The sequence below is a fragment of the Pantoea sp. PGP6 genome (assembly GCF_053474785.1).
Window position 1 is genome coordinate 202123 of record NZ_JBQBMA010000001.1, and the last position, 20605, is coordinate 222727.

Annotated in this window: 16 protein-coding genes, 3 tRNA genes, 3 rRNA genes and 1 riboswitch; of the genes, 17 read left to right on the forward strand and 5 right to left on the reverse strand. The window is 53.9% G+C overall.

The genetic code is table 11. The features are described 5' to 3' along the window. Nucleotides 1–55: 55 nt before the first annotated feature. Nucleotides 56–388: a hypothetical protein gene (locus ACLIBF_RS00935; RefSeq protein WP_279810189.1), complete on the forward strand. Its 333-nt coding sequence runs from the start codon at nt 56–58 to the stop codon at nt 386–388. A 40-nt stretch (nt 389–428) separates the two neighbouring features. After that, nucleotides 429–758, forward strand: a complete 330-nt coding sequence (locus tag ACLIBF_RS00940; protein WP_069729887.1) for a hypothetical protein — start codon at nt 429–431, stop codon at nt 756–758. A gap of 140 nt (nt 759–898) precedes the next feature. Here the strand turns inward: ACLIBF_RS00940 and ACLIBF_RS00945 are convergent, their stop codons facing one another. Continuing rightward, a complete protein-coding gene (locus ACLIBF_RS00945; protein ID WP_069729888.1) occupies nt 899–1633 on the reverse strand; it encodes a glutathione peroxidase in 735 nt (244 codons plus the stop codon). A 125-nt stretch (nt 1634–1758) separates the two neighbouring features. Here ACLIBF_RS00945 and oxyR point away from each other — a divergent pair, with 125 nt between their 5' ends. Continuing rightward, nucleotides 1759–2676 (forward strand): DNA-binding transcriptional regulator OxyR, encoded by a 918-nt coding sequence (gene oxyR / locus ACLIBF_RS00950; RefSeq protein ID WP_031377635.1) that lies wholly within the window; start codon nt 1759–1761, stop codon nt 2674–2676. On the opposite strand, the gene sthA is transcribed toward oxyR, so the two are convergent. Continuing rightward, nucleotides 2659–4059: a Si-specific NAD(P)(+) transhydrogenase gene (gene sthA, locus ACLIBF_RS00955; RefSeq protein WP_031377634.1), complete on the reverse strand. Its 1401-nt coding sequence runs from the start codon at nt 4057–4059 to the stop codon at nt 2659–2661. The two genes, oxyR and sthA, sit on opposite strands and share 18 nt — an antisense overlap. A gap of 192 nt (nt 4060–4251) precedes the next feature. Between sthA and fabR the strand changes: the two genes are divergently transcribed. Together fabR and ACLIBF_RS00965 are read left to right on the forward strand one after the other, a co-directional pair. Then, nucleotides 4252–4899 carry an HTH-type transcriptional repressor FabR gene (gene fabR / locus ACLIBF_RS00960; RefSeq protein WP_003851200.1) on the forward strand — a complete coding sequence of 216 codons (648 nt, stop codon included), beginning with the start codon at nt 4252–4254 and terminating at the stop codon, nt 4897–4899. A 14-nt stretch (nt 4900–4913) separates the two neighbouring features. Beyond that, nucleotides 4914–5267, forward strand: coding sequence for a YijD family membrane protein (locus tag ACLIBF_RS00965; RefSeq protein WP_031377633.1), 354 nt, complete (start codon nt 4914–4916; stop codon nt 5265–5267). Nucleotides 5268–5312: 45 nt separating this feature from the next. On the opposite strand, the gene trmA is transcribed toward ACLIBF_RS00965, so the two are convergent. After that, nucleotides 5313–6416: a tRNA (uridine(54)-C5)-methyltransferase TrmA gene (trmA, locus tag ACLIBF_RS00970; protein WP_031377632.1), complete on the reverse strand. Its 1104-nt coding sequence runs from the start codon at nt 6414–6416 to the stop codon at nt 5313–5315. A 110-nt stretch (nt 6417–6526) separates the two neighbouring features. Further along, a riboswitch (cobalamin riboswitch) is annotated at nt 6527–6709 on the forward strand. Between the two features lie 69 nt (nt 6710–6778). Between trmA and btuB the strand changes: the two genes are divergently transcribed. The 8 genes from btuB (at nt 6779) to ACLIBF_RS01010 (ending at nt 15166) form a co-directional block, all read left to right on the forward strand. Next, nucleotides 6779–8659 carry a TonB-dependent vitamin B12 receptor BtuB gene (gene btuB, locus ACLIBF_RS00975; RefSeq protein ID WP_448309149.1) on the forward strand — a complete coding sequence of 627 codons (1881 nt, stop codon included), beginning with the start codon at nt 6779–6781 and terminating at the stop codon, nt 8657–8659. Continuing rightward, on the forward strand, nt 8604–9455 hold the full coding sequence (gene murI, locus ACLIBF_RS00980; protein WP_031377630.1) for a glutamate racemase: 852 nt from the start codon (nt 8604–8606) through the stop codon (nt 9453–9455). Before btuB ends, murI begins: the two co-directional genes overlap by 56 nt. A 396-nt stretch (nt 9456–9851) precedes the next feature. Continuing rightward, nucleotides 9852–11391 (forward strand): 16S ribosomal RNA (locus ACLIBF_RS00985). Between the two features lie 88 nt (nt 11392–11479). Continuing rightward, a tRNA-Glu gene (locus ACLIBF_RS00990) sits at nt 11480–11554 on the forward strand. Between the two features lie 230 nt (nt 11555–11784). Further along, nucleotides 11785–14690: ribosomal RNA gene (locus ACLIBF_RS00995) — 23S ribosomal RNA — on the forward strand. Nucleotides 14691–14790: 100 nt separating this feature from the next. Beyond that, nucleotides 14791–14906, forward strand: a 5S ribosomal RNA gene (rrf, locus tag ACLIBF_RS01000). Together the 16S, 23S and 5S rRNA genes with 3 tRNA genes alongside form the textbook arrangement of a ribosomal RNA operon. Nucleotides 14907–15005: 99 nt before the next feature. Further along, nucleotides 15006–15082: transfer RNA gene (locus ACLIBF_RS01005), tRNA-Asp, on the forward strand. Nucleotides 15083–15090: 8 nt separating this feature from the next. Continuing rightward, nucleotides 15091–15166, forward strand: a tRNA-Trp gene (locus ACLIBF_RS01010). 117 nt (nt 15167–15283) lie between these two features. Here ACLIBF_RS01010 and hdfR read toward each other — a convergent pair. Then, nucleotides 15284–16117, reverse strand: coding sequence for an HTH-type transcriptional regulator HdfR (gene hdfR / locus ACLIBF_RS01015; protein ID WP_031377324.1), 834 nt, complete (start codon nt 16115–16117; stop codon nt 15284–15286). Nucleotides 16118–16237: 120 nt separating this feature from the next. Between hdfR and ACLIBF_RS01020 the strand changes: the two genes are divergently transcribed. Further along, nucleotides 16238–16576, forward strand: coding sequence for a DUF413 domain-containing protein (locus ACLIBF_RS01020; protein ID WP_031377325.1), 339 nt, complete (start codon nt 16238–16240; stop codon nt 16574–16576). A 25-nt stretch (nt 16577–16601) separates the two neighbouring features. On the opposite strand, the gene ACLIBF_RS01025 is transcribed toward ACLIBF_RS01020, so the two are convergent. Then, nucleotides 16602–18122, reverse strand: a complete 1521-nt coding sequence (locus tag ACLIBF_RS01025) for a YifB family Mg chelatase-like AAA ATPase (protein ID WP_279809597.1) — start codon at nt 18120–18122, stop codon at nt 16602–16604. Nucleotides 18123–18452: 330 nt separating this feature from the next. Here ACLIBF_RS01025 and ilvL point away from each other — a divergent pair, with 330 nt between their 5' ends. From ilvL to ilvM, 3 genes are all read left to right on the forward strand, one after another. Next, nucleotides 18453–18551, forward strand: coding sequence for an ilv operon leader peptide (gene ilvL / locus ACLIBF_RS01030; RefSeq protein ID WP_082097622.1), 99 nt, complete (start codon nt 18453–18455; stop codon nt 18549–18551). A gap of 150 nt (nt 18552–18701) precedes the next feature. Next, the gene (gene ilvG / locus ACLIBF_RS01035) at nt 18702–20348 is read left to right on the forward strand and encodes an acetolactate synthase 2 catalytic subunit (protein WP_031377327.1); all 1647 of its coding nucleotides are present in this window, start codon (nt 18702–18704) and stop codon (nt 20346–20348) included. Next, on the forward strand, nt 20345–20602 hold the full coding sequence (gene ilvM / locus ACLIBF_RS01040; RefSeq protein WP_008926359.1) for an acetolactate synthase 2 small subunit: 258 nt from the start codon (nt 20345–20347) through the stop codon (nt 20600–20602). The genes ilvG and ilvM overlap by 4 nt, the downstream gene beginning before the upstream one ends. Nucleotides 20603–20605 lie beyond the last annotated feature (3 nt).

The following is a 20605-nucleotide window of genomic DNA, read 5'->3' on the forward strand; positions in this document are numbered from 1 at the left end:
TATCAACGCATCGAACAGGTGTTTATTTAATGTATTTTTTGAGCCAGGAGGGCTTATGCGTGAATTAACGATTGATGAGACGTTTGCTATTTCAGGTGCGACAACTACACCTAATGATATTGCGTTTTTTATTGGCGATCATCTGGCCAGCGCAATTCTCGGTGGCGTAGCCGCTGCTGTTGGCGGCGGTGTAATTGGCTTTCTGCACGGCGGTGATGCAATGGGAATCTTTGGGCTGGGATTCATTGGTCAGATAGCAGGCGCTATTGGCGGCGCAATAATTGGCGGAGTAGGTGGCGTTATTGCTGGCTCGCTGGTTTCGCTTTCTTACAGTCTTCCTCTGGCTAATCTGCTGGCGCAGACGATTATTTCCGGTGGAGTTAAATAATAATTACATTCATTTTTTATAAATAAACAGGAAATAGTGTATGCGTGAATTAAATGCTTTTGAAGTCAGTTCCGTTTCCGGTGCTTATGGTGATAACTTTCTGGCCAATATTGCAGAAGGTGCAGTTTGCGCCATTGGCGGCGCGGTCATAGGGGCCTGGACGTTAGCCATTTTAGGTGGCCGTGGTGCAAGCTCTTCGGATGTGATCGGTATCGGTGGTGGCCTGACTTCTCTGGTCGGCATGATCGGCGGGGCGATTGCCGGCGCAGTCGCAGGTGCTGTTTATGGCACTTATGTTGGCTATGAAGCGGGGCTGGTTATGGCGCAGGACCTGCTGACTGATATAATGAAGGGAATGCCTGGGGCCTGATATCTGCCGCCCGGGGATGTTCGCAAGGCAAAAAAAAGCGGGCATGTTACATGCCCGCCAACCTCTAGCTTCAGAATTACTACTTTTTTTATAGGCACATCATCAAAGGGCCAGCACTCCCGGCTGACACAGAGATAGGTTTACGCTGACAGCAGGAACTGCTCCAGGTCATCACTGCCGCCAATATGACGGCCACCGATAAACACCTGCGGCACCGTTGCCCGGCCAGAAACGGCACGCAGGCTGACGGTCGTGGCATCCTGTCCCAGCACGATCTCTTCGTACTGAATTCCGTGGTCCATCAGCAGCTGTTTTGCTTTGGTGCAGAACGGGCAGCCCGGCTTGGTAAAGACCGATACTGACTCCTGCACTTTAAATTCCGGCGCCAGATAACGCAGCATGGTATCGGCATCTGACACTTCAAACGGGTCGCCTGGCTTGTTCGGCTCAACAAACATTTTCTCAACTACGCCGTTACGCACCAGCATCGAGTAACGCCATGAGCGTGGGCCAAAGCCGAGATCGGCTTTCTCAACCAGCATCTCCATGCCGCGGGTGAACTCGCCGTTGCCATCAGGGATAAAGGTAATGTTTTCTGCCCGCTGTTCCGCTTTCCACGCATTCATCACAAAGGTGTCATTAACAGAGACACACAGAATGCTGTCCACGCCGTGCTGTGCAAAAACACCTGACAGCTCGTTGTAACGCGGCAGATGGCTGGATGAGCAGGTAGGAGTAAACGCGCCCGGCAGAGAAAAAACGATCACCGTTTTGTTGTTAAACAGCTCATCGGTGGTTACATCGACCCAGCGATCGCCCTGGCGGGTGTGAAAAGTGACCTGCGGAACGGCTTTACCTTCCTGACTTGCAAACATTTTTTCTCCTTGATGGCGAACCGCTTATTTTGATGCGTGCATTATTCCCGCCCACCCTTGATAGGGCTAATCGTTCATTGCTATTCTATCTATCGCCACGGACTATCGTGGTCTGGAGGGTAATAATGAATATTCGTGATCTTGAATATCTGGTTTCGCTTGCTGAACACCGTCATTTCCGCCGCGCTGCGGATGCGTGTCATGTCAGCCAGCCCACGTTAAGCGGGCAGATCCGTAAGCTTGAAGATGAGCTGGGTGTGATGCTGCTGGAGCGTACCAGCCGTAAAGTGCTGTTCACTCAGGCCGGCTTGCTGCTGGTGGATCAGGCACGAACGGTGCTGCGTGAAGTGAAAGTGCTGAAAGAGATGGCCAGTCAGCAAGGGGAAGCGATGTCAGGCCCGCTGCATATCGGCCTTATTCCAACCACCGGTCCTTATCTGCTGCCACAAATTATTCCGATGCTGCACCAGACGTTTCCAAAACTGGAAATGTATCTGCATGAGGCGCAAACCCAGCAGTTGCTGGCACAACTCGACAGCGGCAAGCTGGACTGCGCAATTCTGGCGCTGGTCAAAGAGAGTGAAGCCTTTATCGAGGTGCCGCTGTTTGATGAGCCAATGAAGCTGGCGGTCTATGCCGATCATCCATGGCGCGATCGCGATCGGGTGCCGATGTCCGATCTGGCTGGCGAGAAACTGCTGATGCTGGAAGATGGCCACTGTCTGCGCGACCAGGCGATGGGCTTCTGCTTTGAGGCGGGCGCGGATGAAGATACCCATTTCCGGGCCACCAGTCTGGAAACGCTGCGCAATATGGTGGCGGCAGGCAGCGGCATTACGCTGCTTCCGGCGCTGGCGGTACCGCCAGAACGTATCCGTGATGGCGTGTGCTATCTGCCTTGCTACAAACCGGTCCCTCAGCGCACCATCGCGCTGGTCTACCGGCCGGGTTCACCTCTGCGCAGCCGTTATGAACAGCTGGCAGAGGCAATTAAAACCCACATGCAACATCATTTCGACACGGCGTTAAAACAGGCGGTTTAAGCCGTTTAATGCCGCCACGCGATAGGCTTCGGCCATGGTAGGGTAGTTAAAGGTGGTATTCACGAAGTACTCAATCGTGTTGCCACCGTTCTTCTGCTCCATGATCGCCTGTCCGATGTGGATAATTTCGGCCGCCCGCTCGCCAAAGCAGTGAATACCCAGAATCTCTTTGGTTTCGCGGTGGAACAGAATCTTCAGGCTGCCAACGTTCATACCCACAATCTGCGCCCGCGCCAGATGCTTAAACTGCGCACGACCCACCTCGTAAGGCACTTTCATCGCTGTCAGCTGCTGCTCGGTTTTACCCACGGAGCTGATTTCCGGAATGGTATAAATGCCGGTTGGGATATCTTCAATCAGGTGCGCGGAGGCTTCCCCTTTGACGATGGCCTGTGCGGCAATCCGGCCCTGATCATAAGCAGCCGACGCCAGGCTCGGATACCCAATCACATCACCGACCGCATAGATGTGCGGCTGTGCAGTCTGGTACATGCTATTCACTTTCAGCAGGCCACGGCCATCCGCTTCCAGTCCGACATTTTCCAGTGACAGCGAATCGGTGTTACCGGTACGGCCGTTGGCGTACAGCAGACAGTCAGCTTTGACCTTTTTGCCCGATTTCAGATGGATAATCACGCCATCTTCCACTCCTTCAATCTTCTCGAACTCTTCGTTGTGACGAATCACCACGCCGCTGTTCCAGAAGTGATAAGAGAGGGAGTCAGACATCTCCTGATCCAGGAACGCCAGCAGACGATCGCGGGTGTTGATCAGGTCAACCTTGACGTTCAGGCCGCGGAAAATCGACGCATACTCACAGCCAATCACCCCGGCACCATAAATGATTACGTGGCCCGGTTCGTGATGCAGGTTAAGGATTGAATCTGAGTCGTAGACACGCGGATGGGTAAAGTCGACGTCATCTGGATGATAAGGACGCGAACCACAAGCGATGACAAACTTCTCCGCAGTCAGCCGTTCACGCGTGCCGTCAGGTTGTTCAATCTCAATGGTGTTGGCGTCAACAAAACGGGCATCCCCCTGATAAAGCTCACAGCGGTTACGCTCATAAAAACCCTGACGCATCGCCGTTTGCTGGCTGATCACGTTTTCAGTGTGATTAAGAATGTCAGCGAAGGAGGAGCGGAGCAGTCGGGTGTGGTCGCTGTAGAGCGGATTCTGGTTGAATTCGATGATGCGACTGACGGCGTGGCGAAGTGCTTTAGAAGGAATGGTGCCCCAGTGCGTACAACCGCCGCCGATGTTGTGGTAGCGTTCGATCACTGCGATGCGCGCTCCCTGCTTCACCAGCCCCATCGCCGCACCTTCACCGCCGGGTCCTGAGCCAATCACAATGGCATCGTAATCGTAAGACTTTTGCATACCGATACGTCCTATTATTTATACATTTTTACAACGAGATTCTAACATCTCGCCGCGCACTTCTGAATTCTATCAGCGATTTTCATCACAGTTTGGCAAAGAGTGAGGTTCACAGGCGGTGACAAAGTTTGCTGCTCTGTACGCTGAAAATTTTGTTATAGTGCCCCCTCAACACCGCAAAAGGCTGAGAGAATGGGCGTCAGAGCGCAACAAAAAGAACGTACACGACGTACACTGATTGAAGCAGCTTTCAGTCAGCTCAGCGCCGAACGCAGTTTTGCCAGCCTGAGTTTGCGAGAGGTTGCCCGTGAAGCGGGCATCGCCCCGACCTCGTTTTATCGTCATTTTAAGGATGTTGATGAACTGGGTCTGACTATGGTGGATGAAAGCGGGCTGATGTTGCGACAGCTGATGCGCCAGGCGCGTCAGCGTATCGCCAAGGGCGGCAGCATCATCAAAACCTCGGTTTCCACCTTTATGGAATTCATCGGCAATAACCCCAATGCCTTTCGCCTGTTACTGCGTGAACGCTCCGGCACCTCTGCCGCTTTCCGTGCTGCGGTCGCGCGTGAAATTCAGCATTTTATCGCTGAACTGGCGGATTATCTTGAGGTCGAAAATCGCATGCCGCGCAGTTTTACCGAAGCGCAGGCCGAAGCGATGGTGACTATCGTCTTCAGCGCCGGGGCAGAAGCGCTGGATGTCGATGCCGAACAGCGCCGTAAGCTGGAAGATCGTCTGGTGCTGCAACTCCGCATGATCGCCAAAGGCGCCTATTACTGGTACCGCCGGGAACAAGAAAGACTGGCGGTCACCCTGGAAAAACCCGAAGAGCAATGAATAAGGATCAGGCCATGACCCACCCGAGTTCCCGCGATAAAGGCACATTGTTACTGGCTTTTATTACCGGTTTAGCGATTAACGGCTCGTTTTCCGTGCTGTTCAGCGCTTTTGTTCCGTTTTCGATTTTTCCGCTGATCGCGCTCGGCCTGGCTGCCTGGTGTCTGCATCAGCGTTATCTGAACACCAACATGCCTGACGGTATGCCGGGACTGGCGGCGGCGTTTTTCCTGCTGGGGATCCTGGTTTATAGCGCACTGGTGCGGGCAGAATATCCGGATATCGGCTCGAACTTCATTCCGACCATTTTGATGGTGGCGCTGGTGTTCTGGATTGCGACGCGCTTCAAGCGCAAACGCAATCAGTAAAGGCGAGAGATGAAACAACGGGAACCTCAGGGTTCCCGTTTTTTTTCAGGCTTTGCGCGTCAGAAGTACGCCGCATTCCATATGATGGGTATAAGGGAACTGATCGAACAGCGCCAGCCGTGTCACCTCATGCGTCTGCGACAGCGTCTCTAAGTTGTCGCTCAGCGTTTGCGGATTGCAGGAGATATAAAGGATGCGCGGGTAACCCTGCACCATCTTCACCGTCTCGTCATCCAGTCCACTGCGCGGCGGATCGACAAAAATGGTTTCACATTCATAACTGGTCAGATCAATCCCTTCCAGCCGATTAAAACGGCGTACGCCGGTCATCGCCTGGGTGAACTCTTCGGCGGCCATACGGATGATCTGCACATTATCGATCTGATTAGCGGCGATGTTGTACTGCGCCGACGCTACCGACGGTTTGGCAATTTCAGTCGCCAGCACCCGGCGAAAATTACGCGCCAGCGCCAGTGAGAAGTTGCCGTTGCCGCAGTAAAGTTCCAGCAGGTCACCCTGCGAACCCTGAGTAACATCCAGCGCCCACTCCAGCATCTGAATATTCATCGCTGCGTTTGGCTGGGTAAAGCTGTTCTCAACCTGACGATAGATCATCTCACGTCCCGCCACCGGCAAACGTTCATCCACATAATCCCGATCGAGGCAGATTTTGGTTTTGGTGGCGCGGCCAATCAGCTGCACATCCAGGCCTTCGGCGCGCAGTTGATCGCGCAGTTCGCTGGCGGCCAGCTGCCACGCGTCATCCAGCTTACGGTGGTAGAGCAGCGAGATAACAATCTGATTGCTCAGGGTCGACAGATAGTCGATCTGAAACAGCTTATGGCGCAGCGTGCGATTGTCGCGGATCGCCGCGATCATTTTTGGCATCAGCTGGTTGATCAATTCACTGGCGGCAGGGAATTGATCGACGCGGATCCGCTCGCGGGTCTGCTGATCAAAAATGATGTGATAGATGTCATCGCCATCGTGCCACAGACGGAATTCCGCACGCATGCGATAGTGGCTGACCGGTGAACGGAACACCTCCACCTCGGGCGCAGCAAACGGCGTCATCATCGTCTTTAAACGACTGACTTTTTCCGCCAGTTGCGCGTCATATTGTTCAATAGGGAGATGTTCGGGTGTCATGTTCCGTCCTGATTAATAGCTTACCAGCGGGCGATTGTAGGGATTCACTTGCTGATGTCCAGTCCCGCAGCGATAAGAAGTTTGGAAGTCTGGACTTCCGTATCGCCACTCCGTAGACTGCGTTCGCCGGCCTCAAGCCCGAGTTAATAGGGAATCCAGTGTGAATCTGGAGCTGACGCGCAGCGGTAAGGAATGTCGTGGTGAGTGCATTTGCAGACACTGTCCTGCGGGATGGGAAGTCATCACCACTTATGGTTCCCAGCCCGAAGACCTGCCGGTGTCCGTCGCTACTCGTACGATCATCGCGTGCTATTGATTGTATGCCTGCGGCATCCTGTTTTGTTTTTTGGATGCGATTAAAAATGACTAAAACGACCGCATCGCTGTTCGCCTTTAGTGCAACGGCGGTTTCTCTCTGGGCGCAAAATGGTTTTGCTCAGGGGAATGATGATACGCAAATAGTAACCGCCAATCGTTTCGCTCAGCCGGTATCCAGCGTGCTGGCCCCTGTCACGGTAGTGACGCGTGACGAGATTGACCGCTGGCAAGCCAAAAGCCTGACGGATGTGATGCGCCGCCTGCCCGGCGTCGATATCACCCAAAGCGGCGGTATGGGGCAGCAAAGCTCACTGTTTATCCGTGGCACCGAGTCCCGGCACGTCCTGATTCTGATCGATGGTATCCGGCTCAATCAGGCTGGCATTACCGGCTCATCCGACCTCAGCCAGATTCCTCTTTCGCTGGTGCAGCGTATTGAATATATCCGTGGCGCGCGTTCGGCGGTCTACGGTTCGGATGCGATTGGCGGCGTGGTCAATATCATCACGGGCCGTGCGCAACCGGGAACCACGCTGACGGCTGGCGTCGGGTCCAACGGTTATCAATCTTATGATGGCTCTACCCAGCAGAAACTGGGCGACGCGACCAGGCTGACCCTGGCCGGTAACTATACCTATACCAAAGGGTATGACGTGGTGGCTGGCTATCCCAACGCGTATGGTCCGGCACAGCATGACCGCGATGGGTTTATGAGCAAAACCCTGTACGGCAATCTGGAGCATCAGTTCAGTGATGAACTCAGTGGCTTTGTGCGTGGATACGGTTTTGATAACCGCACCGCCTACGACGGGTCAGATAGCTATGATGCCAGCTACAGCAACATTATTGGCCTGGCTGATACCCGACAGCTCTATAGCCAGACCTGGGACACGGGGTTGCGCTTCAATCATGATGTCTATTCGTCCCAGCTTATCGCCAGCTATGGCCGTACCAAAGACATCAATTACGATCCGCGCAACGGACGCTACGGGGCGGCGTCGACTTTCGACGACGTGACCCAATACAATCTGCAATGGGGCAACAGCGTGCAGATTGGGCAGGGCACGATCAGCGCCGGTGTTGACTGGCAGAAAGAGACGACGGAACCGGGCGCCAACTATCTTGCAGACAGTTATGAACAGCGTAACACCGGCCTCTATCTGACCGGCCAGCAGCAGTTTGGCAGCGTGACGCTTGAAGGCGCGGTGCGCGGTGACGATAACAACCAGTTTGGCTGGCATAATACCTGGCAGACGGCGGCTTCCTGGGAATTTATCTCCGGGTATCGCGCTTTTGCCTCTTACGGTACCGCGTTTAAGGCACCGAACCTCTCTCAGGTCTACAGTCCTTTTTATGGTAACCGCGATCTCGATCCTGAAAAAAGCAAGCAGTGGGAAGGTGGATTTGAAGGTCTGACCGGGCCGCTTAACTGGCGGGTCTCCGGCTATCGTAATGACATCGATAACCTGATTGATAGCGACCCGTCGACCTATCGCTACTACAACATTAAGCAGGCGCGTATTAAAGGTGTGGAAGCGACCGCTTCATTTGATACCGGGCCGCTGGCGCACCAGCTCTCTTACGATTATGTCGATGCTCGTGATGGCAGCACTAATCAGCCGCTCATCCGTCGTGCTAAACAGCAGGTGAAGTATCAACTCGACTGGACGCTGTATGATTTTGACTGGTCAGTGGCTTATCACTATCTGGGCGACCGTTATGATACCGACTTCAACAGTTCGCCCAGCCGTCGGGTGAAGCTGGGCGGGGTTAGCCTGTGGGATCTGGCCGTCTCATATCCGCTCACTTCACAACTCACGGTTCGTGGTAGAATTGCCAACCTGTTCGATAAAGATTACGAGACAGTGTATGGCTATCAAACCCCAGGACGAGAGTATTACCTCAGCGGCAGCTACAGCTTCTGATTTGCGACCCACCGTGCTGGTATTCGACTCCGGCGTCGGTGGGCTTTCCGTCTATGATGAGGTCCGGCAACTGCTGCCGGATCTTCACTATCTTTATGCCTTTGACAACGCCGGCTTTCCTTATGGAGAGAAAAGCGAAACCTTTATTGTCGAGCGCGTGGTGGCGATTGTTGATGCCATTACCCAGCGCTACCCGCTCTCTTTAGTCATCATCGCCTGTAATACGGCCAGCACCGTCTCACTGCCTGCTTTGCGTGAGCGCTTTGCTTTTCCGGTAGTCGGCGTAGTGCCGGCGATCAAACCGGCGGCGCGTATGACGCGCAATGGCGTGGTGGGCCTGCTGGCAACGCGTGCTACGGTGCGTCGTCCTTATACTCACGAGCTGGTGGCGCAGTTTGCTGGCGCCTGCAATATCGAAATGCTGGGCTCGGCGGAGCTGGTGGAGCTGGCTGAAGCCAAGTTACATGGCGAAGAGGTTTCGCTGGAAGCCGTTCGCCGGATTGTTCAGCCGTGGCTGCGAATGGCGGAGCCGCCGGATACCGTGGTATTAGGCTGTACCCACTTTCCTTTATTGCGTGAAGAGTTGCAGCAGGTATTACCGGAAGGCACCCGTCTGATTGATTCAGGTGCAGCGATAGCGCGCCGTACGGTCTGGCTGCTGGAACACGAGGCGCCTGAAGTACGTTCTTCGCAACAGAATGTGGCTTTTTGTACCGAACTGGATGGCGAAGCTGTTCAGTTATCACCCGTTTTACAGCGTTATGGCTTCCCGTTGCTGGAAAAACTGGCGGTTTGACGGCTTTTAGTTGAAAAAATCAGCACTCAGAATTTTATTTGAAATTAGCACTTGTCAGCCTCCGGAAACTCCCTATAATGCGCCTCCACTGACACGGCACATCGGCTTACGAAGCGCCGGGTTAAGTAGGTTCGAAATCATACGAACCAGTGAGTTAAGCAGAAATAAACGCTTGACTGACAATGCGGAAAGCGTATTATACGCAGCCCGCGCCACACGAAGTATGTGGCACTGCTCTTTAACAATTTATCAGACAATCTGTGTGGGCACTCGCAGGATTGATATCAGCGTCTCCGGACGTAAAAAATATCAAGTCTCACGAGTGAACACATAATGAAATTCATTATGACGTTTTACAGATGAGCACCGCTTAACGTGTTTAAGCAAATCAAACTTAAATTGAAGAGTTTGATCATGGCTCAGATTGAACGCTGGCGGCAGGCCTAACACATGCAAGTCGGACGGTAGCACAGAGAGCTTGCTCTTGGGTGACGAGTGGCGGACGGGTGAGTAATGTCTGGGGATCTGCCCGATAGAGGGGGATAACCACTGGAAACGGTGGCTAATACCGCATAACGTCGCAAGACCAAAGAGGGGGACCTTCGGGCCTCTCACTATCGGATGAACCCAGATGGGATTAGCTAGTAGGCGGGGTAATGGCCCACCTAGGCGACGATCCCTAGCTGGTCTGAGAGGATGACCAGCCACACTGGAACTGAGACACGGTCCAGACTCCTACGGGAGGCAGCAGTGGGGAATATTGCACAATGGGCGCAAGCCTGATGCAGCCATGCCGCGTGTATGAAGAAGGCCTTCGGGTTGTAAAGTACTTTCAGCGGGGAGGAAGGCGATGTGGTTAATAACCGCGTCGATTGACGTTACCCGCAGAAGAAGCACCGGCTAACTCCGTGCCAGCAGCCGCGGTAATACGGAGGGTGCAAGCGTTAATCGGAATTACTGGGCGTAAAGCGCACGCAGGCGGTCTGTTAAGTCAGATGTGAAATCCCCGGGCTTAACCTGGGAACTGCATTTGAAACTGGCAGGCTTGAGTCTCGTAGAGGGGGGTAGAATTCCAGGTGTAGCGGTGAAATGCGTAGAGATCTGGAGGAATACCGGTGGCGAAGGCGGCCCCCTGGACGAAGACTGACGCTCAGGTGCGAAAGCGTGGGGAGCAAACAGGATTAGATACCCTGGTAGTCCACGCCGTAAACGATGTCGACTTGGAGGTTGTTCCCTTGAGGAGTGGCTTCCGGAGCTAACGCGTTAAGTCGACCGCCTGGGGAGTACGGCCGCAAGGTTAAAACTCAAATGAATTGACGGGGGCCCGCACAAGCGGTGGAGCATGTGGTTTAATTCGATGCAACGCGAAGAACCTTACCTACTCTTGACATCCAGCGAACTTGGCAGAGATGCCTTGGTGCCTTCGGGAACGCTGAGACAGGTGCTGCATGGCTGTCGTCAGCTCGTGTTGTGAAATGTTGGGTTAAGTCCCGCAACGAGCGCAACCCTTATCCTTTGTTGCCAGCGATTCGGTCGGGAACTCAAAGGAGACTGCCGGTGATAAACCGGAGGAAGGTGGGGATGACGTCAAGTCATCATGGCCCTTACGAGTAGGGCTACACACGTGCTACAATGGCGCATACAAAGAGAAGCGACCTCGCGAGAGCAAGCGGACCTCACAAAGTGCGTCGTAGTCCGGATCGGAGTCTGCAACTCGACTCCGTGAAGTCGGAATCGCTAGTAATCGTGGATCAGAATGCCACGGTGAATACGTTCCCGGGCCTTGTACACACCGCCCGTCACACCATGGGAGTGGGTTGCAAAAGAAGTAGGTAGCTTAACCTTCGGGAGGGCGCTTACCACTTTGTGATTCATGACTGGGGTGAAGTCGTAACAAGGTAACCGTAGGGGAACCTGCGGTTGGATCACCTCCTTACCTGAAGATACCTTCCGGCGCAGTGTCCACACAGATTGTCTGATAAAAAGTAATGAGCAAGACGGCTGCGAAGTCGTGACACCTTTGTGTCCCCTTCGTCTAGCGGTTAGGACTCCGCCCTTTCACGGCGGCAACAGGGGTTCGAATCCCCTAGGGGACGCCACTTGCTTGGTGACAGGTGAAAGGTGTCTCCACGAAGTATCTCAAAACCGATTCAGTTGCGTGAGCAGCCGAGCCGCGTTTGAGATATTTGCTCTTTAACAATCCGGAACAAGCTGAAAATTGAAACGACATGTCGTTTTCATTCTCCGTAATAAGAATGAAAGCCACGACATGTTCGAGTCTCTCAAATGCTTGCAACACGCAGCGCTGAAAAACGCCTGTGGGTTGTGAGGTTAAGCGACTAAGCGTACACGGTGGATGCCCTGGCAGTCAGAGGCGATGAAGGACGTGCTAATCTGCGTAAAGCGACGGTAAGGTGATATGAACCGCTACAGCCGTCGATGTCCGAATGGGGAAACCCGGTGCACTCAGTGCATCATTGCAGCATGAATACATAGTGCTGCAAGGCGAACCGGGGGAACTGAAACATCTAAGTACCCCGAGGAAAAGAAATCAACCGAGATTCCCCCAGTAGCGGCGAGCGAACGGGGAGCAGCCCAGAGCCTGAATCAGCTTGTGTGTTAGTGGAAGCGTCTGGAAAGTCGCAGGGTACAGGGTGATACTCCCGTACACAAAAACACACATTCTGTGAGCTCGATGAGTAAGGCGGGACACGTGGTATCCTGTCTGAATATGGGGGGACCATCCTCCAAGGCTAAATACTCCTGACTGACCGATAGTGAACCAGTACCGTGAGGGAAAGGCGAAAAGAACCCCGGCGAGGGGAGTGAAACAGAACCTGAAACCGTGTACGTACAAGCAGTGGGAGCCTTCTTTATGGGGGTGACTGCGTACCTTTTGTATAATGGGTCAGCGACTTATATTCTGTAGCAAGGTTAACCGTATAGGGGAGCCGCAGGGAAACCGAGTCTTAACTGGGCGTTAAGTTGCAGGGTATAGACCCGAAACCCGGTGATCTAGCCATGGGCAGGTTGAAGGTTGGGTAACACTAACTGGAGGACCGAACCGACTAATGTTGAAAAATTAGCGGATGACCTGTGGCTGGGGGTGAAAGGCCAATCAAACCGGGAGATAGCTGGTTCTCCCCGAAAGCTATTTAGGTAGCGCCTCGTGAACTCATCTTCGGGGGTAGAGCACTGTTTCGGCTAGGGGGCCATCCCGGCTTACCAACCCGATGCAAACTGCGAATACCGAAGAATGTTATCACGGGAGACACACGGCGGGTGCTAACGTCCGTCGTGAAGAGGGAAACAACCCAGACCGCCAGCTAAGGTCCCAAAGTCATGGTTAAGTGGGAAACGATGTGGGAAGGCACAGACAGCCAGGATGTTGGCTTAGAAGCAGCCATCATTTAAAGAAAGCGTAATAGCTCACTGGTCGAGTCGGCCTGCGCGGAAGATGTAACGGGGCTAAACCATGCACCGAAGCTGCGGCAGCGACACTATGTGTTGTTGGGTAGGGGAGCGTTCTGTAAGCCGTCGAAGGTGTGCTGTGAGGCATGCTGGAGGTATCAGAAGTGCGAATGCTGACATAAGTAACGATAAAGCGGGTGAAAAGCCCGCTCGCCGGAAGACCAAGGGTTCCTGTTCAACGTTAATCGGAGCAGGGTGAGTCGACCCCTAAGGCGAGGCCGAAAGGCGTAGTCGATGGGAAACAGGTTAATATTCCTGTACTTGGTGTTACTGCGAAGGGGGGACGGAGAAGGCTATATCAGCCGGGCGACGGTTGTCCCGGTTTAAGCGTGTAGGTGTGTGTTCCAGGCAAATCCGGTTCACTTTACACTGAGGCGTGACGACGAGGCACTACGGTGCTGAAGTGATAAATGCCCTGCTTCCAGGAAAAGCCTCTAAGCATCAGGTAACACAAAATCGTACCCCAAACCGACACAGGTGGTCAGGTAGAGAATACCAAGGCGCTTGAGAGAACTCGGGTGAAGGAACTAGGCAAAATGGTGCCGTAACTTCGGGAGAAGGCACGCTGGCGCGTAGGTGGAGGGACTTGCTCCCCGAGCCGAAGCCAGTCGAAGATACCAGCTGGCTGCAACTGTTTATTAAAAACACAGCACTGTGCAAACACGAAAGTGGACGTATACGGTGTGACGCCTGCCCGGTGCCGGAAGGTTAATTGATGGGGTTATCCGTAAGGAGAAGCTCTTGATCGAAGCCCCGGTAAACGGCGGCCGTAACTATAACGGTCCTAAGGTAGCGAAATTCCTTGTCGGGTAAGTTCCGACCTGCACGAATGGCGTAATGATGGCCAGGCTGTCTCCACCCGAGACTCAGTGAAATTGAACTCGCTGTGAAGATGCAGTGTACCCGCGGCAAGACGGAAAGACCCCGTGAACCTTTACTACAGCTTGACACTGAACATTGAGCCTTGATGTGTAGGATAGGTGGGAGGCTTTGAAGCGCGGACGCCAGTCCGCGTGGAGCCAACCTTGAAATACCACCCTTTAATGTTTGATGTTCTAACGTGGCCCCGTTATCCGGGGTGCGGACAGTGTCTGGTGGGTAGTTTGACTGGGGCGGTCTCCTCCTAAAGCGTAACGGAGGAGCACGAAGGTCAGCTAATCACGGTCGGACATCGTGAGGTTAGTGCAATGGCATAAGCTGGCTTGACTGCGAGAGTGACGGCTCGAGCAGGTGCGAAAGCAGGTCATAGTGATCCGGTGGTTCTGAATGGAAGGGCCATCGCTCAACGGATAAAAGGTACTCCGGGGATAACAGGCTGATACCGCCCAAGAGTTCATATCGACGGCGGTGTTTGGCACCTCGATGTCGGCTCATCACATCCTGGGGCTGAAGTAGGTCCCAAGGGTACGGCTGTTCGCCGTTTAAAGTGGTACGCGAGCTGGGTTTAGAACGTCGTGAGACAGTTCGGTCCCTATCTGCCGTGGGCGCTGGAGAATTGAGGGGGGTTGCTCCTAGTACGAGAGGACCGGAGTGAACGCACCACTGGTGTTCGGGTTGTCATGCCAATGGCATTGCCCGGTAGCTAAGTGCGGAAAAGATAAGTGCTGAAAGCATCTAAGCACGAAACTTGCCCCGAGATGAGTTCTCCCTGACCCTTTAAGGGTCCTGAAGGGACGTTGAAGACGACGACGTTGATAGGCCGGATGTGTAAGCGCAGCGATGCGTTGAGCTAACCGGTACTAATGACCCGTGAGGCTTAACCTTACAACGCCAGAGGCGTTTTGAGAGACGAAAAGATTTTCAGCCTTGTTCATAACGGATTGAGCCGTGCGGCCCCTGGAGGCGGCGCGGACAACAGAATTTGCCTGGCGGCTGTAGCGCGGTGGTCCCACCTGACCCCATGCCGAACTCAGAAGTGAAACGCCGTAGCGCCGATGGTAGTGTGGGGTCTCCCCATGCGAGAGTAGGGAACTGCCAGGCATCAAATTAAGACCAGCACGCTGGTCGTGACCACTCCGGTGACGCGGAGCGGGCGAAACACCTGAGGCCCGCAACAGCGGACCTCAGTACAGAATCGGTGGAGCGGTAGTTCAGTTGGTTAGAATACCTGCCTGTCACGCAGGGGGTCGCGGGTTCGAGCCCCGTCCGTTCCGCCACCCTATTTAGGGGCGTAGTTCAATTGGTAGAGCACCGGTCTCCAAAACCGGGTGTTGGGGGTTCGAGTCCCTCCGCCCCTGCCAGAAAACGATCCTTTGCTTCGGCAAAGGATTTTTTTTGCCTGTAAAAAGCCAAAAACAAAAAACCAGCTAAAACGTACTGGCTTTTGACGCGTATTTATCACCCTTTCTGCTGTTAATTCAGCTGTTTTGCCTCACCAGAACCGGAAACTTCAGCAGCTGACGTATATGCGCTTGCTGATCGCTGTTCTGCAACCAGACGGCATAAAGAGGGCGTACCGCCACTGGCGTATCGGGAATGACCATCAGTTCACTGTAAAGGCTGTGCCAGAAGTCAGGCAGAAAGGCACACGCTCCGGTGGTGTGTAACAGCTCTCGTGTTACATGCGCCGATGTCGTGGTCAGAACCGGCACGTCATCTCCGCCTGAGAGATAGCTCTCATGCTGATGAAAATCCGCCCCCCACTCCAGCTTAATATAATCATACTTCTCACGTTTCTCACTCTGGCGAGCGCAAAACAGCGCCAGTGAGATATGGCCAATTTGCTGGCTGGTCAGTTCATCCATTTTAGGAGCTTCGGTGGTGATCAGCAGATCCAGCTGACGCTCATGCAACTGCTTAACCAGCAAATGACGCTGTGCTACACGGGCTTCTAAATGCAGGCTCTCCCGGTTCTCATACAGCGTCTGCAGCCACGGAGTGAGATAAGCCTCCCAGAGCGAAGCACTGGCCCCAATCGACAGCTCATGATGCTGCTGAGTGTGGGAGACCTCCTTCTTAGCCATCAGCCAGGTACTCATCAGACTCTCAGCGTAAGGCAACAGCCGTTCACCCGCTGCCGTCAGCCGTATGTTGTTGCGATGTCTGGTGAAAAGGTTAACACCAAGCTGATTTTCCAGCTGACGGATGCGAAAACTGACAGCAGATTGCGTGAGGTAAAGTGCTTCCGCAGCACGCCCGAAATGGCGTGTGCGGCTCACTTCCAGGAAAGTCTTCAGTAATTCCGTATCCACAGCGTTCTCCCAAAAATTGTTTGTCGTATAGATTTAAATGTTTTGTTTTACACTCTGTCAAGCCTATCTAATACTCCGCGCCATAAATAGTAAGGCTTAATAGAATCAGGAGCGTGTAACATGGCGGAAAGCTTCTTAACCGAAAATCGTTTCTTTGATAACAAACATTACCCGCGTGGATTTTCACGTCACGGTGATTTTACGATTAAAGAAGCCCAGCTTCTTGAACGCCACGGTTTCGCCTTTAATGAGCTTGATTTATCAAAGCGTGAACCTGCAACAGAAGAAGAACGGTTATTTATCGAAGTGTGTCGTGGTCTGCGTGAGCCGCAAACAGAAGCTGAGCGTGTATGGACCAAATACATCACACGCATTAAGCGTCCGAAGCGTTTTCACACTCTGTCTGGCGGGAAACCGCAGATGGATACTGTCGAAGACTTCAGCGACAGCGACGACTAATAAAAAAGGGGCTTATGCCCCTTTTTTATTGCAGGCTGTTATGCAGATGGATCATTAACCGGTCAATGCTGCGATAGCTCACCGCCTCCTGCAAATGCGTACGGTTTATCGCTGCTTCTCCTGCCAGATCGGCCAGCGTACGGGACACTTTCAAAATTCGCTGCCATGCCCGTACCGACAAACCCAGCTTCTCCAGCACCGACTCCAGCCATTCAGCATCTTCTTTGCCAATCTGGCACCAGCGCAGAATTTCTGCATTGTTCAAATGAGCATTAATCTTGCCTGACCGCGCCAGCTGGATCGCGCGTGCGGCGACGACCCGTTGACGCACCGTCGCTGATCCTTCAGCCGTCCGGCGCTGTTTACTCAGCATCCCACTGGGCAGCAGCGGCACCTCCAGTGACAGATCAAAGCGATCCAGAAAAGGCCCGGACAACTTACTGAGATAACGCAGCACCTGCTGAGGCGAGCAGCGATTGTGTTGTCCCTGATAATGTCCGGTGAGACTGGGATTCATCGCGGCAATCAGCTGAAACCGCGCCGGGTAGGTCACTTTTGCCCGGGCACGGGAAATGGCAATCAGCCCCGATTCTATCGGTTCGCGCAGCGAGTCGAGCACCTTACGATCAAATTCCGGTAATTCATCTAAAAACAGCACACCATTATGTGCCAGAGAGATCTCACCAGGCCGGGGTAACGAGCCGCCACCAATCAGGGCATAGAGTGAGGCACTGTGATGAGGCGACCTGAACGGCCTTGTGCGCCACTGTCGATGTGAAAGGTGGCTGTTGACCAGGCTGGCAATCGCCGCGCATTCCAGTGCTTCCTGATCGCTTAAGGGCGGCATGATACCTGGCAGTCGGGTCGCCAGCATGGTTTTGCCAGTGCCGGGCGGGCCAATCAGCAACAGGTTATGCCCACCCGCGGCGGTAATTTCTAACGCTCTGCGACCCTGCTGCTGACCAATAATGTCAGCCAGATCGTCTCCAGGCGCTTCTGGCTGGTCGTCAGGATAGGCGGCGACCGGTAACACGAGCTGATTATGCAAAAAGGCGCATACCTCACTGAGGTGCGAGGCAATCAGTGATGCGCCCTGACGAATCAGTCCGGCATCGGCCTGGTTTTCGCGTGAGAGCACCAGTTGTCGCCCGGCCTGCATCGCTACCATCGCCGCGGGAATCGCGCCCTGTACACTGCAGAGCGCGCCATCAAGGGCAAGCTCACCCAGAAACTCATAGCGGGTCAGCTTGTCCGCAGGGAGCTGTTCAGAGGCAACCAGAATGGCAATAGCCATGGGCAGGTCATACCGTCCGCCTTCTTTGGGTAAATCCGCCGGTGCCAGGTTGATGGTGACCCTTTTAGCTGGAAAGACGAATCCGCTATTGATGATGGCACTACGTACCCGCTCACGTGCCTCTTTTACCGTGGTCTCTGGCAGACCGACCAGCGTCAGCGCGGGCAGACCATTGCTGATATGCGCTTCGATAGTTACCAGGGGGGCGTTGACCCCCAGTGCAGCCCGGGTCAGAACTTTTGATAATGACATACTCGCTCCTTAAGGCTGCCAGTCTGCGGTCAGCCAAAAAAAAAAGCGAAAGCGTGATGAGCCTTATGCGGGGTGAAGCACAGCAGAACGGTAATCGTTGCATACCGTGACAAAACGCCACGGGACTGCGCGCAAATTCAGCAAAATATTATTACGTCACTAAAGTGATGAATATTTATCATCCGGAAATTATTTGTTTTATTACAAACCGATAGGGCAATGCTTACGCCCGGTGGCGGAAAAAAGCAGACGAAAAATGTTGTGCTGATGCCCCTGACTATGTTAACTCTGTAGGCATTACTTCGAACACGTAAAAGAATTGAATAACACATGAAAGCCCTTCTACAAGTGATTAGCCTAGTTGTGATTAGCGTGGTGGTGATTATTAACCTACCGTGCGGGGCTACGCTTGGAGAAAGAAAGGCTTAAAAATCAAGCCTCGAATCCGAAAAAACCCCCGCACCGAAAGGTCCGGGGGTTTTTTTTCGACCAGGCAAAATATCAGTAAATCCACAAGGAACAAACAATGAACAGTAGCATAAAATTCTGTTGTTCCGGTCAGGACACAGGAGAATAGCGATGACAGGTGCACAGTGGGTAGTTCAGGCTTTACGCGCGCAGGGTGTCGATACCGTATTCGGTTACCCTGGCGGCGCCATCATGCCGGTATACGACGCGCTCTACGATGGCGGCGTGGAACACCTACTGTGTCGTCATGAGCAAGGCGCTGTGATGGCTGCGATTGGTTATGCGCGTTCGACCGGTAAAACCGGTGTCTGCATTGCGACCTCCGGACCTGGCGCAACCAACCTGATCACCGGTCTGGCCGATGCGATGATGGACTCGGTACCGGTTGTGGCGGTAACCGGCCAGGTCTCTTCCGCCTTCATTGGTACTGATGCCTTTCAGGAAATCGACGTGCTGGGCTTATCCCTGGCCTGCACCAAACACAGTTTCCTGGTCGAGTCGTTAGATGAGTTGCCCGCAATCATGGCTGAAGCATTCGCCCTGGCACAGTCGGGACGTCCCGGTCCGGTACTGGTTGATATTCCTAAGGATATTCAGATTGCGCAGGGGGAGCCTGGGCCGCATCTGGTGCCGGTAGAAGAGGGGATGGATCTGCCACATCAGGCGATTGTCGAAGCCCGCGCGCTGATGGCGCAGGCAAAAAAACCGATGTTCTATATCGGTGGTGGCGTCGGGATGGCGCAGGCGGTGCCGGCGCTGCGTGCGCTGGCTGAAGAAACCGGCATCCCTGCCGTAGCAACCCTGAAAGGGCTGGGCAGCGTCGATGCAGACAGCGAACTCTATCTCGGCATGCTGGGTATGCACGGTACCAAAGCGGCCAACCTGGCGGTGCAGAGCTGCGACTTACTGATCGCGGTCGGTGCGCGCTTTGACGACCGGGTGACCGGCAAGCTGGATACCTTCGCTCCTCACGCCAGCGTCATTCACCTCGATATCGATCCGGCCGAGCTGAACAAATTACGCCGCGCCCACGTCTCACTGCAGGGCGACCTTAATCATTTGCTGCCAGCGCTGAGCCAGCCGTTGCATATCGACGCCTGGCGCAACGAAGTGAAAGCGCTCAAAGCCAGCCACAGCTGGCGCTATGACCATCCAGGTGACGCCATCTATGCGCCACTGTTGCTGAAGCAGCTCTCCGATCGCAAGCCTGCCAGCGCGGTGGTGACGACCGACGTCGGTCAGCACCAGATGTGGGCAGCGCAGCATATGGCGTTTAGCGCGCCAGAGAATTTCATCACCTCCAGCGGCTTAGGCACCATGGGATTCGGCTTACCGGCCGCGATTGGTGCGCAGGTCGCCCGACCGCAGGACACCGTCATCTGTGTCTCTGGCGATGGCTCAATCATGATGAATATTCAGGAACTGGGCACCATCAAACGCGGCAAGCTGCCGGTCAAAATCGTACTGCTGGATAATCAGCGTCTCGGTATGGTCCGCCAGTGGCAGCAGCTGTTTTTCGATGGTCGCTACAGCGAAACCAATCTGTCCGATAACCCCGATTTCCTGACGCTGGCCAGCGCCTTCAATATCCCCGGCCAGCGCATCACCCGTAAAGAACAGGTCGACGCCGCACTTGATGCTCTGCTGAACAGCGAAGGTCCTTACTTCCTGCATGTTGCAATTGATGAGCATGAAAACGTCTGGCCACTGGTACCGCCGGGTGCCAGCAATGCAAACATGATGGAGAAAACCGTATGAACCAGCACCAATTGTCTATCGAAGCCCGCTTTCGCCCTGAAATATTGGAGCGCATCTTACGCGTGGTGCGTCACCGCGGTTTTCAGGTTTGCTCAATGAACATGGCTTCAGTGGCCAACGCTGAAAACATTAATATCGAAATGACCGTTGCCAGCCAGCGCTCCGTCGATTTACTGTCTTCGCAGTTAAGCAAACTGATCGATGTCGCCTGCGTTCAGATTCAACAACAGACAACACAACAAATCCGCGCCTAGCCG